The 15,265-nt window shown below is 71.9% G+C and carries 14 protein-coding genes; 5 read left to right on the top strand and 9 right to left on the bottom strand.

Annotated features, from left to right (window positions below):
- Positions 1–92 precede the first annotated feature (92 nt).
- Positions 93–638, top strand: a complete 546-nt coding sequence (gene def / locus IE272_RS19960) for a peptide deformylase (RefSeq protein WP_032792843.1) — start codon at positions 93–95, stop codon at positions 636–638.
- Between the two features lie 36 nt (positions 639–674).
- On the opposite strand, the gene IE272_RS19955 is transcribed toward def, so the two are convergent.
- Positions 675–1,331 (bottom strand): TetR/AcrR family transcriptional regulator, encoded by a 657-nt coding sequence (locus tag IE272_RS19955; protein ID WP_050357651.1) that lies wholly within the window; start codon positions 1,329–1,331, stop codon positions 675–677.
- Positions 1,332–1,514: 183 nt separating this feature from the next.
- Between IE272_RS19955 and IE272_RS19950 the strand changes: the two genes are divergently transcribed.
- Entirely contained in the window at positions 1,515–2,741 is a 1,227-nt protein-coding gene (locus IE272_RS19950) for an acyl-CoA dehydrogenase family protein (RefSeq protein ID WP_050357650.1), read from the top strand.
- 63 nt (positions 2,742–2,804) lie between these two features.
- Here IE272_RS19950 and IE272_RS19945 read toward each other — a convergent pair whose 3' ends face one another.
- The 6 genes from IE272_RS19945 to IE272_RS19920 form a co-directional block, all read right to left on the bottom strand.
- On the bottom strand, positions 2,805–3,293 hold the full coding sequence (locus IE272_RS19945) for a glutathione peroxidase (RefSeq protein WP_050357649.1): 489 nt from the start codon (positions 3,291–3,293) through the stop codon (positions 2,805–2,807).
- Between the two features lie 50 nt (positions 3,294–3,343).
- Complete coding sequence (locus IE272_RS19940; RefSeq protein WP_050357648.1) at positions 3,344–3,868, bottom strand: GNAT family N-acetyltransferase; 525 nt, start codon at positions 3,866–3,868, stop codon at positions 3,344–3,346.
- 106 nt (positions 3,869–3,974) lie between these two features.
- Positions 3,975–4,553, bottom strand: coding sequence for a helix-turn-helix domain-containing protein (locus IE272_RS19935; RefSeq protein ID WP_190007403.1), 579 nt, complete (start codon positions 4,551–4,553; stop codon positions 3,975–3,977).
- A gap of 33 nt (positions 4,554–4,586) precedes the next feature.
- Entirely contained in the window at positions 4,587–5,933 is a 1,347-nt protein-coding gene (locus tag IE272_RS19930; protein ID WP_190007402.1) for a chloride channel protein, read from the bottom strand.
- Positions 5,934–6,063: 130 nt separating this feature from the next.
- The gene (locus IE272_RS19925) at positions 6,064–7,521 is read right to left on the bottom strand and encodes a DUF2252 domain-containing protein (protein WP_050357645.1); all 1,458 of its coding nucleotides are present in this window, start codon (positions 7,519–7,521) and stop codon (positions 6,064–6,066) included.
- Positions 7,522–7,543: 22 nt separating this feature from the next.
- Positions 7,544–8,530 (bottom strand): DUF389 domain-containing protein, encoded by a 987-nt coding sequence (locus IE272_RS19920; protein WP_050357644.1) that lies wholly within the window; start codon positions 8,528–8,530, stop codon positions 7,544–7,546.
- Positions 8,531–8,732: 202 nt separating this feature from the next.
- On the opposite strand from IE272_RS19920, the gene IE272_RS19915 reads away from it, so the two are divergent.
- Together IE272_RS19915 and IE272_RS19910 are read left to right on the top strand one after the other, a co-directional pair.
- Positions 8,733–10,562: a glycoside hydrolase family 15 protein gene (locus IE272_RS19915; RefSeq protein WP_050357643.1), complete on the top strand. Its 1,830-nt coding sequence runs from the start codon at positions 8,733–8,735 to the stop codon at positions 10,560–10,562.
- A gap of 52 nt (positions 10,563–10,614) precedes the next feature.
- Complete coding sequence (locus IE272_RS19910; RefSeq protein WP_007453616.1) at positions 10,615–10,869, top strand: DUF6011 domain-containing protein; 255 nt, start codon at positions 10,615–10,617, stop codon at positions 10,867–10,869.
- Between the two features lie 8 nt (positions 10,870–10,877).
- Here IE272_RS19910 and IE272_RS19905 read toward each other — a convergent pair whose 3' ends face one another.
- Entirely contained in the window at positions 10,878–11,753 is an 876-nt protein-coding gene (locus IE272_RS19905) for an acyl-CoA thioesterase (RefSeq protein WP_050357642.1), read from the bottom strand.
- A gap of 34 nt (positions 11,754–11,787) precedes the next feature.
- Positions 11,788–14,301 (bottom strand): DEAD/DEAH box helicase, encoded by a 2,514-nt coding sequence (locus tag IE272_RS19900; protein WP_056699550.1) that lies wholly within the window; start codon positions 14,299–14,301, stop codon positions 11,788–11,790.
- A gap of 138 nt (positions 14,302–14,439) precedes the next feature.
- Between IE272_RS19900 and IE272_RS19895 the strand changes: the two genes are divergently transcribed.
- A complete protein-coding gene (locus IE272_RS19895; protein WP_032792837.1) occupies positions 14,440–15,231 on the top strand; it encodes a metal-dependent hydrolase in 792 nt (263 codons plus the stop codon).
- Positions 15,232–15,265 lie beyond the last annotated feature (34 nt).

Genomic DNA, 15,265 nt, shown 5'->3' with positions numbered 1-15,265 from the left:
GGTCCGCGCCCAGCCTATCGATGTCCGGCGCGGCGACCGCACCGCGGCACCACGGGAACTCCCCGGTCCCGGCGGAACGTACGCTTGCCGCCATGCGAAACCGCCCGATCCCCGGCAGTTCCGGACTCGTCCGTGAGATGAGTCTTCTCGGCGACCCGTTGCTCCACCGCGCCTGCGAGGACGTCACGGACTTCGGCCCGTCGCTGGCGAGGCTGGTCGAGGACATGTTCGCCACGATGTACGCCGCGCAGGGTGTCGGGCTCGCCGCCAACCAGGTCGGCGTCCCGCTCAAGGTGTTCGTCTACGACTGCCCGGACGACGACGATGTCCGCCATCTGGGACACGTGGTCAATCCCGAACTGGTCGAGGCGGACGGACTCACCGTACGCGGACCGGAGGGCTGTCTGTCACTTCCCGGTCTGGAAGCGGGCACGGATCGCTTCGACCACGCGGTCGTCGAGGGTCTGACGATGACCGGCGAGCCGGTCCGGATCGCCGGGACCGGGTGGTTCGCCCGGTGCCTCCAGCACGAGTGCGACCACCTGGAGGGCACGGTCTACACCGACCGGCTGACCGGGCTGCGGCGTACCCGGGCGCTGCGCGCGGCGCGCCGCGCACCCTGGGCGCGCAAGGGCTGAGCGCGCCGGGCTCCCGGGCCGGCGGGCGGAGAGGGTTCAGAACCCCGGACCGCCCTGGAGGTCGCCCGCCTCCGCGAGCCTGCCCCACAGCAGATCGGCGAGGCTGCTCACCAGCCGTTCGCGGGAGCAGGGCCGGTCGCCGAGCCACCAGTCGCCCGCCGCGTGCATCATGCCGACGATCCCGTGCCCCCAGATGCGGGCCATCTGCTCGCTGTCGGGGCCCAGGTCGACCCGCTCGGCGATCACCTGGCCCAGCTCCTCGCCGAGGCGGCGCAGCAGCGGGGCGGAGTGCCGGCCGACGTCGAAGCCCTGCTCGGGGGAGGGGGTGGCGTCGGCGCTGTCGGACGGGTGCATCAGGAAGCGGTAGACCTGGGGGCGGGCCTCGATCGCGGCGAGATAGGTGTCGAGCGTCGACTCCACCCGCTCGCGCCGGTCGGCGGGTGCGTCCAGGGCGGCGCGCAGGGCGATGAGCAGCGCGTCGGTGTGGCGCTTGGCGAGGGCGCGGTAGAGGCCGCCCTTGTCCCCGAAGTGGCGGTAGAGGATGGGTTTGGTGATCCCGGCCTCGGCGGCGATGGCGTTCATCGAGGCCTGTGGTCCGTCCCTGAGCACCACCCGGTCCGCCGCTTCCAGCAACTCGCGGCGACGGCTCTCGGCCGCGGTCCGCTGTCGCTCGGCGCTTCGTGCGGTCTCCATGTCGTCTCTCCCACCCCTGGCCACGCGATGCGTCGCATCGCCTCTGCACGCCCGCGCAACGTAACACTCCGCAGGGCGGACGCCTGATCGGCTCCGTGGCGGTTGACAGTACCTACTTGCCGGTAACAGACTGTGGTTACCGCAAGTAACACACGGTTTTCGCCGCAGTGCCTGGAGGGGAACATGGCCGAGTTCACGCTTGAGCTCAATGACGACCAGAAGCAGGTCAAGGACTGGCTCCACGGCTTCGCGGCGGATGTCATCCGCCCCGCCGCCTCGGAGTGGGACGAGCGTGAGGAGACGCCCTGGCCCGTCATCCAGGAAGCGGCCAAGGTCGGCATCTACTCCCTGGACTTCTACGCCCAGCAGTTCTTCGACCCTACGGGGCTCGGCATCCCCATGGCCATGGAAGAGCTCTTCTGGGGCGACGCGGGCATCGCCCTGTCGATCGTCGGTACGGGCCTGGCGGCCGTCGGCGTCCTCGCCAACGGCACCGAGGAGCAGATCGGCACCTGGATCCCGCAGATGTACGGCGACGCCGACGACGTGAAGGTCGCCGCCTTCTGCTCCTCCGAGCCCGACGCCGGCTCCGACGTCGCCTCGATGCGCACCCGGGCCGTCTATGACGCGGCCAAGGACGAGTGGGTCCTCAACGGGACCAAGACCTGGGCGACCAACGGCGGCATAGCCAACGTCCACGTCGTCGTCGCCGTCGTCGACCCCGACATCGGCTCCAAGGGCCACGCCTCCTTCATCGTGCCGCCGGACACCCCCGGCCTCTCCCAGGGCCAGAAGTTCAAGAAGCACGGCATCCGCGCGTCCCACACCGCCGAGGTGGTCCTGGAGGACGTCCGCGTCCCCGGACACTGCCTGCTCGGCGGCAAGGAGAAGCTCGACGAGCGCCTCGCCCGCGCGCGGGAGCGCGCCAAGTCCGGCGGCGAGCGCGTCAAGAACGCCGCGATGGCCACCTTCGAGGCCTCCCGCCCGGCCGTCGGCGCGATGGCCGTGGGCACCGCCCGCGCGGCCTACGAGGTCGCCCTCGACTACGCGAAGACCCGCAGCCAGTTCGGCCGCCCGATCATCGACAACCAGGGCATCGCCTTCCAGCTCGCCGACATGCGCACCCGGATCGACGCGGCCCGGCTGCTGGTCTGGCGCGCCTCCTGGATGGCCACCACCGGAAAGCCGTTCACCTCGGCCGAGGGCTCCATGTCGAAGCTGTACGCGAGCGAGACCGCCCGGGACGTCACCGCGCAGGCGATCCAGATCCTCGGCGGCAACGGCTTCACCCGCGAGTACCCGGTCGAGCGCATGCACCGCGACGCGGCCATCTACACCATCTTCGAGGGCACCAGCGAGATCCAGCGCCTGGTGATCGCCCGCACGCTGTCGGGCATGCCGATCCGCTGACGGCGACAGGCGGGAAGGGGGCGGTCCGGTACGCGTGTCCCGGACCGCCCCCTTCCGTCATGCTCAGCCGGGCAGCTGCGCCTCGATCGCCGCCACGACCTCCGTGGCCTCGGGCTCGGAGCGCGGACGGAGCCGGGCCACCGGCTCACCGGCCGGCGAGATGAGGAACTTCTCGAAGTTCCACTGGACGTCCCCGGCCTCCCCGTCCGCGTCCGCCAGCTTCGTCAGCTCCGCGTACAGCGGGTGCCGGTCCGCACCGTTGACGTCGATCTTCTCCAGCAGCGGGAACGTGACCCCGTACGTCGTCGAGCAGAAGGTCTGGATCTCCTCCGCGCTGCCCGGCTCCTGCCCGGCGAACTGGTTGCACGGGACGCCGAGCACGGTCAGGCCCCGGTCCCCGTAGTTCTGCTGCAACCGCTCCAGGCCCTCGTACTGCGGAGTGAGCCCGCACTTGGAGGCCACGTTCACCAGGAGGACGGCCCGGCCGCTGTACGCGCCCAGCGTCGTCGGCTCGCCCGTGAGGGTGCGCAGCGGAATGTCGTGCAGCGTCATGAAACTCTCCCTGATCATTGCGTGGTGGTGCCCATTGTGCCGCCCACCGCTCACGGAGCGGCGAGTTCCTTGTAGTAGAAGGTGGTCGGCTTGAGGCTGCCCGCGGGATCCGCCGCGTATCCCGGTACGCTCCCGACCTTCGTCCAGCCCGCCCCGCGGTAGACCTGCTCGGCCAGGCTGCCGCTCTCGGTGTCCAGGATCAGCAGCGTGATGCCCTCGGTCGCGGCGTAGGCCTCGACGGCGGACAGCAGCGCCCCGCCGAGTCCCTGGCCGCGCGCGGAGGGCCGGACCATCAGCTTGGCGACCTCCGCGCGGTGCCGGGCGTTCGGCAGCGGAGCGCGGACCAGGGCGATCGTTCCGGAGACCCGGCCGCCCTCACGGGCGATCCAGATGCCGATCCGCCCCGCCTCCACGTCGGCGGCCCGCTCACGCCACCAGGCGGCGGCCGTCTCCCGGTCCAACGGGGCGAGGAAGCCCACCGAGGACCCCTCGTCGACGGTCTCGGCCAGGAGGCCGGCCAGGTCGTCGGCGTACGTGACCAGCTCGGGGGCGGACACGTGGACGATCTCGGTCATGGGCAGGAGTCCTTTCGCGGCGGAACGGGCGGAACGGTCGGAACGGGCGGAACGGTAGGGAGGGATGACGGGGCGGGGAGAGGGCGGGGAGGGGCCGGGTCGAGGGTCAGGGCAGGACGATGAGCAGGGCGTAGCGGGTCCGTCCGGGGCCCGCGCAGCGGAAGCGGGAGGGGCCGTGCAGCCGGAAACGGAGGCAGTCCCCGGTGCGCACGGTGTGCGTCACCGCGGCGACCGTCACCTCCACCGTGCCTTCCTGTACCCAGATGTGCTGCTCGACACCGGGCACGGGTGCGTCCTCGTAGGCGACCGACGCACCCGGTTCGAGGATCGACTCCACGACCTCGGCGCGCAGTCCCGCGTGCGGCGGCGAGACCGAGCGCCGGACGAACCCGGCCTCCTCGTCGCGCCAGACCGCCTGCCGCGCCTCGGGCACCAGGGACGGGGGCTCCGCCTCCACCTCCATGAGCAGCCGGGACATGGTCCGGCCGTAGACCGTGCACAGCCGCCCGAGCAGGGTGGCGGTCGGGCTCACCTCGCAGCGCTCCAGCCGGGACAGCGTCGACCGGCTCACCCCGCTGCGGTGGGCCAACTCGTCGAGGGACCAGCCGTGTTCGGTGCGCAGCTCCGCCAGTCTCACGGCGAGCCGGACGTCCATGGGGTCCGGCTCCTCCGTCGCGTCTCTCATATCCGGGATGATATCCCGAATACGGGACGGGCTCTAGGCGGCCTTCTCCGGCTGTCCTCGCCCCCCGTCCACCGGCGCGGGCGTCAGCCGAAGGGTGACCACGTACGCCACCACCACCGCCACGATCACCAGGGGCATCACGGTGAGCCCCTCCTTGCCCAGCAGGAGCGTCGCCAGGAGCACCGAGGTCATCGGCAGCCGCAGCATCGCCACGCACATGGCACCGACGCCCATCGCGAACCCCGCCGTGAGATCCAGCCCCGGCAGATGGGACAGCGCGACGCCTCCCACCGCGCCCACGAACATCGCGGGGAAGACGGGGCCGCCCCGGAAACAGCTCAACGAGGCGCAGTAGGCGAGCGACTTGCAGACGATGAGCAGCAGCAGCGCACCGACCGAATACCCCGCGCTCCCGGACAGGAGATGGCCCAACTCGTGCTCGCCCGAGTACAGCACCTCGGAACCGTCCTTGCCCGACGTCTCGGCGTACACCAGCGCGAGCCCGCCGACGACCAGCCCCATCACCGCCGTGGCCGTCACCGTCCGCCGCTCCACACGTTCCTGCAGCGCCAGCGACAGCCGGCGGATGCCCGCACCGGCGAAGGCGGCCGCGACCCCGAGAACCAGCGCCCACCCGAACCCGGCGGCGTCGGGGACCGCCGTCGGCGGGACGTCGCCCAGCGTCAGCGAGTAGGTCCCCAGCCCCGTCCAGGAACCCAGCCCCGTGAAGATCAGCGCGCCGATCCCCGCGGAGAGCAGCCCGGGAACCAGCACCACGCCCAGCATCGGCCCGGCCAGCCCCGACACCTCCATCAGCAGGAACGCGCCCAGCAGCGGGGACCCCAGCAGGGCGCTCACCGCGGCGAAGCTCCCCGAGGCCCCGACCAGGGACCGCGCCTGCGGTGTCAGGTCCCGTCTGACGCGCCCCGCCGCCCAGACGGCCAGCCCGCCGCCCAGCGCGATGAGGGGCGCCTCCGGCCCGAGCACGGCGCCCACGCCCAGCGAGAGCAGCGCCGCCAGGGCGATGCCGGGCAGGTCGGCCGGGGCCGGGGCCCCGGTGGACACCAGCCCCTCCGCCGGCCGGTGCCCGCCCCCGCCCGGCAGCCGGCGGACGGTGAGGCCGACCAGGAGACCCGCGACGCCGAGCAGCGGTACGGGCCACCAGGACGGCGTCTCCTCGAAGCCCATCGCCCTCGGCAGCTCCGTGTACGTCAGCGACTGGAGCTCCGAGACCAGGGCCAGGAAGCCGAACGCGACCGCGGAGACCGGTACCCCGAGAACGGCTGCCATCAGCAGCAGCCCCGCGTACCTCCGCGTGCGGACCGCCGCGTACGGGTCCTCCGGTGCTGCGACGGGTGTGCCCGGAGGCGTGGCCGGCATAGGTCGAACTCCTCGGCGTGACGATCCCCGGGAAGGGGAGGGGCGGGCCCCACGGTTCACGCCGGAATACCACGCACCGGCGGACCGGGCGCCTCCCCGCCGCCGGGGACACGCCCTCCGGTGCGGAAGGTCAGCCGCCCGGCCCCGGAAGACCGTTCGCGTCGCCCGCCGGGACGTCCGCCGGCAGCCGCCCCGAGGCCACCGCGTCCACCAGCGCCCGGTGATCGAGCTCGTTGCGGTCCGCGTACGACTCCGCGAACGTGGCGATCGCCCGGTCGAAGACGTCCCCCCGCCCCAGGTAGCCGGCGATGGCGATCCGGTCCCCGGACCTCGCGTGGGCGCGGGCCAGCGTGGCGCCGCACACCTCGCCGAACGCGCGCATCCCCTTCGGCACCATCGACTCCGGCTCCGCGATGCCCTTCCAGTCGCGCAACTGGCGCACGTAGAAGTCCCGGCTCCGGCCGTCGAGGCCCTCGGCCCGCTCCCAGCCGAGGAAGATGTCGCTGGAGGCCTGCATCAGCCGCTGCCCCGAGACCACCCGCTCGCCCTGGTTGGCGTACCGGCTCGCCCCGGCGTGCTCGGCCAGCACCGAGGGGCCCGCCTCCTTGGCCTGGAGGAGGAGCGGATCCCCGCCGTCCCGGCCGAGCAGCAGGATGATCCAGCACCGGGTGCCGACACTGCCCACACCGACGACCTTCCGGGCCACGTCCACCAGCGTGAAGTCCTCCAGCAGACTGCGCCGGTCGGACACCAGGCTGTGGGCGTAACCCGCCACCATGGTCCGGAACTCCCGGTGCACCGTCTCCCGCGCCACCCCGGGCATCAGATCGGTGAGCGGGACGACCATCGGCGGGTCCGCCGCGATCCGCAGCCGCCCGTCGACCACCTCGGCGAGCTTGCCGAAGGCCTGCAGACTGTCCCGGGAGCGGGCCTTGCCCAGCGCCCGGTCGACGTTCCTGCGACCCCGCCCGCCCAACTGCTCGGCGGCCACCGTACGCAGCCGCTCGGCGTCGGTCCTCGCGTACCACACCTCCAGATTGCGCATCCCGGCGAACCGGGCCATCGCCTCCCGGTACGAGCGGACCGAGGCCCGTACGATCCCGGCCCGCTCCCGGTGCGTGAAGCCGTTCGCCCGCCCCGCGATGACGAGGCTGGCCGCCAGCCGTTTGACGTCCCACTCCCAGGGACCCGGGAGCGTCTCGTCGAAGTCATTGATGTCGAAGAGCAGATTCCGCTCGGGCGAGGCCAGCAGCCGGAAGTTCAGCAGATGGGCGTCGCCGCACAACTGCGCCCGGATCCCCGAGTCCGGGGTGCCCGCCAGATCGGCGGCCATCAGGGCGGCCGCGCCCCGGTAGAAACGGAACGGGGACTCGGTCATCCGGGCGTAGCGGATCGGGACCAGCTCGGGAACCCGGTCCGCGGACTGCGCTTCGAGGACGGTCAGCGGGTCGGGGCGTCGCGGCGACGCCGTGAACTCCGCATGGCTCGACCGGGGAGCGTCCCGCCGGGCGGCCCTGCCGAGTGCCGCCCGTTCGGACGGTGTCGCGTGAGGTGCGGCGCGCAGCGGCGCCACGGCTTCCCGGTCCACGAGGTGCCCCTTCCGGAGTTCGTCAGGTCTCTTCGGTCGTTCGTGAGGCCTCTTCGGCAAGCCGGCGGTCACGGTCGTGCCTGACACCGACCCGCCGCCAGATCGCCCGCTGGGCCTTGAGCGCGGCCGTGCCCACCACGATCAGCACCAGGATGTTCACCACGAGCTGGATGGCCGAGCCCCGCACGTCGGACCAGCTGGTGAACGCCGTGGAGACCGCGATGTCCGCCGCGGCCGGGATCGTCGTCACGGAGATGAACACGCCGAGCAGGGCGCTGGTCCTGGCCTCGGTGAGCGACACGATCCCGACGATCCCGGCCAGGGTGGCGACGGCGACCGAGAAGAAGTTCGGCGTGTTGATGAGATTGGCGACGGGTCGCAACCCCAGGTCGAAGGCCTCCGACTGCAGCCCGAAGCCGCGGATGAGGAGGGCGAAGAGGAACGTGACGACGATGGTGAGGAGGAAACCGGTCCCCAGCGCGGCCAGCCCGCCGCGCACCATGTCCCGATGGCCCCGGTCGATCCCCAGCGCCACGCTGACGATGGCGCCGTACTCCGGCCCGACGACCATCGCCGCCACGATCAGGATCTGCGAATTGGTGACGATGCCGACCGAACCGATCAGCCCGGCGACGACCAGATAGAGATAGAAGCTCGGCGGGTACCGCCCGCCGGACCTGATGCGCGCCTCGACCTGCTCCCAGACCGGCGCCCGGCTCAGCGGCCCCAGCTCGCGCTGTCCCCCCTCGGCGGCGGCGCCGGGGAAGGCCATGTCGACCGGTTCGATGACGAGGGAGCCGCGCTGGTCCAGCCGGACGGCGCGCAGACGGAGCAGCACGTCGTTCGCCGCCCCGGTCAGCACGTCGCAGGCGATGGAGTCGCCGTCGGGACGGCGCGCGGCGTCGAGCTGGACGATGAGGTTGAGCACGCAGGGATCGTCCGAGAGCAGGCCGACGACCTCGTCGGTCAGGTCCGGCGGGCTCACCGCGCGGATGTGGATCATGTCCATCCCGGTACCTCCGCGGCTCCCGGCCCCGTCGCACGGAGCTCCACCCGGCCGGCGGCCCGGGGGCTCACTCCAGTAACGCGGCCCCGGCCCCGTTCGGCAAACCGGGCGCCCGGCCCGGACCCGTCGCCCGGACGTGTGCCGCGCACCCGGGACGGGAGTGCCGGATAGTGAGGGGACGGGGCCCGACCGGGAGGAAAGGCGCATGGACCGGTATCCGCCGATCGCCGACCACGGGCTCGTGGGCGACCTCCAGACCGTCGCCCTGATCTCCTCGCGGGGCGTCGTCGACTGGCTCACCGCCCCCCGGTTCGACTCGCCCAGCGTCTTCGCCGCCCTGCTCGACCACGAGCGCGGCGGCTTCTTCCGGGTGGCGCCCGAAGGCGGCACGCACACGTGCAAGCAGCTCTACTACCCCGACACCGCGGTCGTCGTCACCCGGTTCATGGCGCCCGAAGGCGTCGGAGAGGTCCTCGACTGGATGACCCCGATCCGCTCCGGCGGGCCGACCGACCGGCACACCCTCGTCCGCACCGTACGTTCGGTACGCGGCACCGTGCGCTTCGGCCTGGAGTGCCGGCCCCGGTTCGACTACGGCCGTGCCGCCCACGCGCTGGAACTCGGCCCGACGGGACACGCGGCGGTCTTCCGCGCGCCGGGCGTCACCGCCCACCTCCGGACGGGCTTCCCCCTGACCCGCGACGGCCACGACGCCGTCGGCGGCGTCACCCTGCGCGCCGGGGAGACCTCGGGGGCCGTCCTCACCCTCTGCGACCCCGAGGGCCCCGAGCCACCGCACCCCACCACCGAGGGAATCACCGGCGAACTCTGGGACGTCGTCGACTTCTGGCAGAACTGGGTGCGCGGCTCCCACTACAACGGCCGCTGGCTCGACATGGTCAACCGCTCCGCGATCACCCTGAAGCTGCTCACCTACGAACCCAGCGGCGCACCCGTCGCCGCGGCGACCATGGGACTGCCCGAACAGCTCGGCGGAGAACGCAACTGGGACTACCGCTACACCTGGGTACGGGACGGCTCCCTGTCGGTGCGGGCCCTGCTGGACCTGGGCTTCGTCGACGAGGCGACCGCGTTCACCCACTGGCTCGGCGACCGGCTGCGGGACCGCCGGGACGCCGGCGGAGAGCCGCTGCGGATCATGTACCGGGTCGACGGGCGCCCCCTGGAAGGGGAGCAGATCCTCGGACACCTGGAGGGCTACCGGGGCTCCCACCCGGTCCGGCTCGGCAACGCCGCCGACGACCAGCTCCAGCTCGACATCTACGGAGAAGCCCTCTACGCGCTGTCCGAGGGCCGCGAGGTGGGCATTCAGGCGGGCCACCGGGGTTGGAAGCTCCTCTCCCGCACCCTGGACCGGCTCGCGGACTCCTGGGACCGCCCCGACGAAGGCATCTGGGAGACCCGCGGCGGGCGCAAGCACTTCACCTACAGCCGGGTGATGTGCTGGGCCGCCTTCGACCGGGGCCTCAAACTCGCCGCGCAGTTCAGCCGCCCCGCCGACACCGCCCGGTGGACCGGCGCGCGGGACGCCGTGCTGGAGCAGGTGGTGGAGCGCGGCTGGAGCGAGAACCTCCAGGCGTACGTCCAGAGTTACGGCAGCGAGGTCCTCGACGCCTCCCTGCTGCTGATGCCCCGCGTGGGCTTCCTCGCCCCGAAGGATCCGGGCTGGCTGTCCACGCTGGACGCCATGGACCGCACCCTGGTCTCGGACAGCCTCGTCTACCGCTACGACCCGGCGGCCTCACCGGACGGGCTGCGCGGGTCGGAGGGCACCTTCAGCCTCTGCACCTTCCTGTACGTCGACGCACTGGCCCGGGCAGGACGGCTGCGCCAGGCGCGCTACACCTTCGAGAAGATGCTCACCTACGCCAACCATGTGGGGCTGTTCGCCGAGGAGATCGGCCCCAGCGGCGAACAACTGGGCAACTTCCCGCAGGCGTTCACCCATCTCTCGCTCATCATGGCGGCCCGCACCCTGGACGAGGCGCTCGACCGGGAGCGCGGGCGTCCCTGAGCCACCGGGGCCCTGTCGGGCGGCCGGGGCGCCGTACTGGCAGGATCGTCGTGTGGAGATTCCCGACGCCCTTCCCGAACCGCTGCCCGGCGCCGCCGGAGCCGTCGCCCGGGACCCGGCCGCCGACGGCGAGCAGCATCGAGGCCGCCGCCTCGTCCGCTGCCGCCTCTGCGGCCGGCCCCTCACCGGGACCGACTCGCGGCGGGCCGGCCTCGGACCGTCCTGCGACGCCAAGCTGCACCCGGCGCCGCCGGACATCCGCACCCGCCGCCACGAGGTCGACCAGGACCCGCTGCCCGGCACGTAAAGGACGCTCTAGTCGCTCGCCAGCCGCCGGAACAGCCCCTCCTGCACCACCGACACCAGCAACTGCCCCGAACGGTCGTAGATCCGGCCCCGCGCCAGCCCCCGGCCGCCCGTGGCGATCGGCGACTCCTGGTCGTACAGGAACCACTCGTCCGCCCGGAACGGCCGGTGGAACCACATGGCATGGTCCAGCGAGGCCATGTCGAAGCCGCGCGGACCCCACAGCGGCTCCACCGGGATGCGCACCGCGTCCAGCAACGTCATGTCGCTCGCGTACGTCAGCGCGCAGGTGTGCACCAGCGGGTCGTCGCCCAGCGGGCCCACCGCCCGCATCCACACCGCGCTCCGCGGATCCGCGTCCTTGACCTCGTCCTTCGTCCAGCGCAGCCGGTCGACGTACCGGATGTCGAAGGGCTGCCGCCTGGCCATCCGCTCCAGCGCCTCCGGCAGCACGCCCAGGTGCTCGCGCACCTCCTCGGCCACCGTCGGCAGCTCCTCCGGGTCCGGGACGATCCGGGCCGGCGGCAACTGGTGCTCGAAGCCCGCCTCCTCGGGGCGGTGGAAGGACGCCGTCAGGTTGAAGATCGTCCGCCCCTCCTGGACGGCCGTCACCCGCCGGGTGGTGAAGGACCGACCGTCCCGCACCCGCTCCACCTGGTAGACGATCGGCACCCCGGGGCGCCCCGGCCGCAGGAAATAGGCGTGCAGCGAGTGCACCGGCCGGTCCCCGTCGGTGGTCCGGCCGGCCGCCACCAGCGCCTGGCCCGCGACCTGCCCGCCGAAGACCCGTTGCAGGGACTCCTCGGGGCTGCGGCCGCGGAAGATGTTGACCTCGATCCGCTCCAGATCGAGCAGGTCGACCAGGCGCTCGGCCGGGTTCGTCATGCCGTACCTCTCCACTCGCGTCTCAGGGGTGTCCTCACAGCTGGCCGACGTCGGTGACCCGGACGATCGCCCGGCCCTCCTCGTCGGACGCGGCGAGGTCCACCTCGGCCTTGATGCCCCAGTCGTGATCGCCCGCCGGGTCGGCGAACGCCTGCCAGACCCGCCACAGCCCGTGCGCCGGGTCCTCCTCGATCTTCAGCAGCTTCGGGCCGCGCGCGTCCGGACCGGTGCCGATCTCCTCGTGCGCGTCCCAGTACGCGTCCAGGGCCTCGCCCCAGGCGTCCTCGTCCCACCCGGCGTCGCCGTCCAGCTCGCCCAGGGCGCCGGCCCGGTCCAGCGCGGCCAGCTCCACCCGGCGGAACATCGCGTTGCGCACCAGCACCCGGAAGGCGCGGGTGTTGGCCGTGACCGGCTTGACCTCGTCCGCCTTCTCCTGGGCCTGCTCGGCGGTCTCCACCTCGGGGTTGGCGAGCTGCTCCCACTCGTCCAGCAGACTGGAGTCCACCTGGCGCACCATCTCGCCCAGCCAGGAGATCAGGTCCTGGAGGTCCTCCGACTTCACGTCGTCCGGGATCGTGTGCTCCAGCGCCTTGTACGCGCTCGCCAGATACCGCAGCACGATGCCCTCGGTCCGGGCCAGCTCGTAGTGCGAGGTGAACTCCGTGAAGGTCATGGCCCGCTCGAACATGTCCCGGATCACCGACTTCGGCGACACCGGGTGGTCGTTCACCCACGGGTGGCTCGTGCGGTACACGTCGTAGGCGTGCCACAGCAGCTCGCTCAGCGGCTTCGGGTACGTGACCTCCTGGAGCCGCTCCATCCGCTCCTCGTACTCGACCCCGTCCGCCTTCATCTGCCCCACGGCCTCGCCGCGCGCCTTGTTCTGCTGGGCGGCCAGGATCTGCCGGGGATCGTCCAGCGTCGACTCGACGACCGAGACCATGTCCAGCGCGTACGACGGGGATTCGGCGTCCAGCAGGTCGAACGCCGCCAGCGCGAACGTCGACAGCGGCTGGTTCAATGCGAAGTCCTGCTGGAGGTCGACCGTCAGACGGACGATCCGGCCCTCGGCATCCGGCGTCTCCAACTGCTCCACCACCCCGCCGTCCAGCAGCGAGCGGTAGATGGCGATGGCCCGCCGGATGTGCCGCAGCTGCGCTCGGCGCGGCTCGTGGTTGTCCTCCAGCAGATGCCGCATCGCCTCGAACGCGTTGCCCGGACGGGCGATGACCGCGAGCAGCATGGTGTGCGTGACCCGGAAGCGGGAGTTCAGCGGCTCCGGCTCGGACTGGATCAGCTTGTCGAAGGTGGTCTCCGACCAGGCGACGAAGCCCTCCGGGGCCTTCTTGCGGACCACCTTGCGCTTCTTCTTAGGGTCGTCGCCCGCCTTCTTGACGGCCTTCTCGTTCTCGATGACGTGCTCGGGCGCCTGCGCCACGACGAAGCCGGCCGTGTCGAACCCGGCCCGCCCGGCCCGGCCCGCGATCTGGTGGAACTCCCGCGCGCGCAGGGTCCGCACCCGGGTGCCGTCGTACTTGGTGAGCGCCGTGAACAGCACCGTACGGATGGGCACGTTGACGCCGACGCCGAGCGTGTCCGTCCCGCAGATCACCTTCAGCAGACCCGCCTGGGCCAGCTTCTCCACCAGGCGGCGGTACTTGGGCAGCATCCCCGCGTGGTGCACCCCGATGCCGTGGCGCACGTAACGGGAGAGGTTCTGGCCGAACTTGGTGGTGAAGCGGAAGCCGCCGATCATGTCGGCGATCCTCTCCTTCTCCTCCTTCGTGCACATGTTGATGCTCATCAGCGACTGCGCCCGCTCCACGGCCGCCGCCTGCGTGAAGTGCACGATGTAGACCGGCGACTGCCGGGTGTCCAGCAGCTCGGTCAGCGTCTCGGTGATCGGCGTGAAGCGGTATTCGTAGCTGAGCGGCACCGGACGGGTCGCGGAGCGCACCACGGAGGTGGGGCGGCCGGTACGCCGGGTCAGGTCCTTCTCGAACATCGCGACGTCGCCGAGCGTCGCCGACATCAGCACGAACTGGGCCTGCGGCAGCTCCAGCAGCGGGATCTGCCACGCCCAGCCCCGGTCCGGCTCCGCGTAGAAGTGGAACTCGTCCATCACGACCTGGCCGATATCGGCGTACTTGCCGTCGCGCAGCGCGATGGAGGCCAGGACCTCGGCCGTACAGCAGATCACCGGGGCGTCCGCGTTGACCGAGGCGTCGCCGGTGAGCATGCCGACGTTCTCGGTGCCGAAGAGCTTGCACAGGTCGAAGAACTTCTCCGACACCAGCGCCTTGATCGGCGCCGTGTAGAAGGTGACCTTGTCCTGCGCCAGCGCCGTGAAGTGCGCGGCGGCCGCCACCAGGCTCTTCCCGGAACCGGTCGGGGTGGAAAGGATCACGTTCGCCCCGGAGACCACCTCGATCAGCGCCTCCTCCTGAGCCGGATAAAGGGTGATGCCCTGGGTCTCGGTCCATGACGAGAAGGCCTCGAAGAGGGCGTCCGGGTCGGGGGTCTTAGGCAGCTGGTCGATGAGGGTCACGCCCCCATCTTGCCTGTCTTCCGCCCGGATGAGGGAACCGGCGGACGGCACGAAGATCACGGACGATACGCTGCGGTCTCAACCTGCCCGCGCCGTACCGGTGATGGGCGTACGAAGCGCTGGGGGCGGGAAAAGACCATGATGGGACCGGCACACTCTCTGTCAGGGGCGGCGGCCTGGCTGGGGGTGGGCGCGGCGGCCACCGCCGCGGGCCACACGATGCCCTGGCCGGTCCTCGTCGTCGGGGCGCTGATCTGCGCCGGAGCGGCGCTCGCCCCCGACCTCGACCACAAGTCCGCGACCATCTCGCGCGCTTTCGGCCCCGTCTCCAAAGCCCTCTGCGAGATCGTCGACAAGCTCTCCTACGCCGTCTACAAGGCCACCAGGAGCGCCGGCGACCCCCGCCGCACCGGCGGCCACCGGACCCTGACCCACACCTGGCTCTGGGCCGTCCTCATCGGCGGCGGCGCTTCCGCCGCGGCGATCTTCGGCGGACGCTGGGCCGTCCTCGCGATCCTCTTCGTCCACCTGGTGCTCGCGGTCGAGGGACTGCTGTGGCGGGCCGCCCGGGTCTCCAGCGACGTCCTCGTCTGGCTGCTCGGCGCCACCAGCGCCTGGATCCTCGCCGGCGTCCTGGACCAGCCGGGCAACGGCGCCGGCTGGCTCTTCGACGCCCCCGGCCAGGAGTACATGTGGCTCGGCCTGCCCATCGTGCTCGGCGCCCTGGTCCACGACATCGGCGACGCGCTGACCGTCTCGGGCTGCCCGATCCTGTGGCCCATCCCCATCGGCCGCAAGCGCTGGTACCCGATCGGCCCGCCGAAGGCCATGCGCTTCCGGGCCGGCAGCTGGGTGGAGATGAAGGTGCTGATGCCGGCCTTCATGGTCCTCGGAGGAGTGGGCGGGGCCGCAGCCCTCAACTACATATGACGCCCCTCGCGGCGTACGGGCCGCCTCGGGGAGC

The sequence above is a fragment of the Streptomyces anulatus genome (assembly GCF_014650675.1).
In the GTDB taxonomy this organism is placed as follows: Bacteria; Actinomycetota; Actinomycetes; order Streptomycetales; family Streptomycetaceae; genus Streptomyces; species Streptomyces anulatus.
This window is presented reverse-complemented; position numbering and strand designations above follow the sequence as displayed.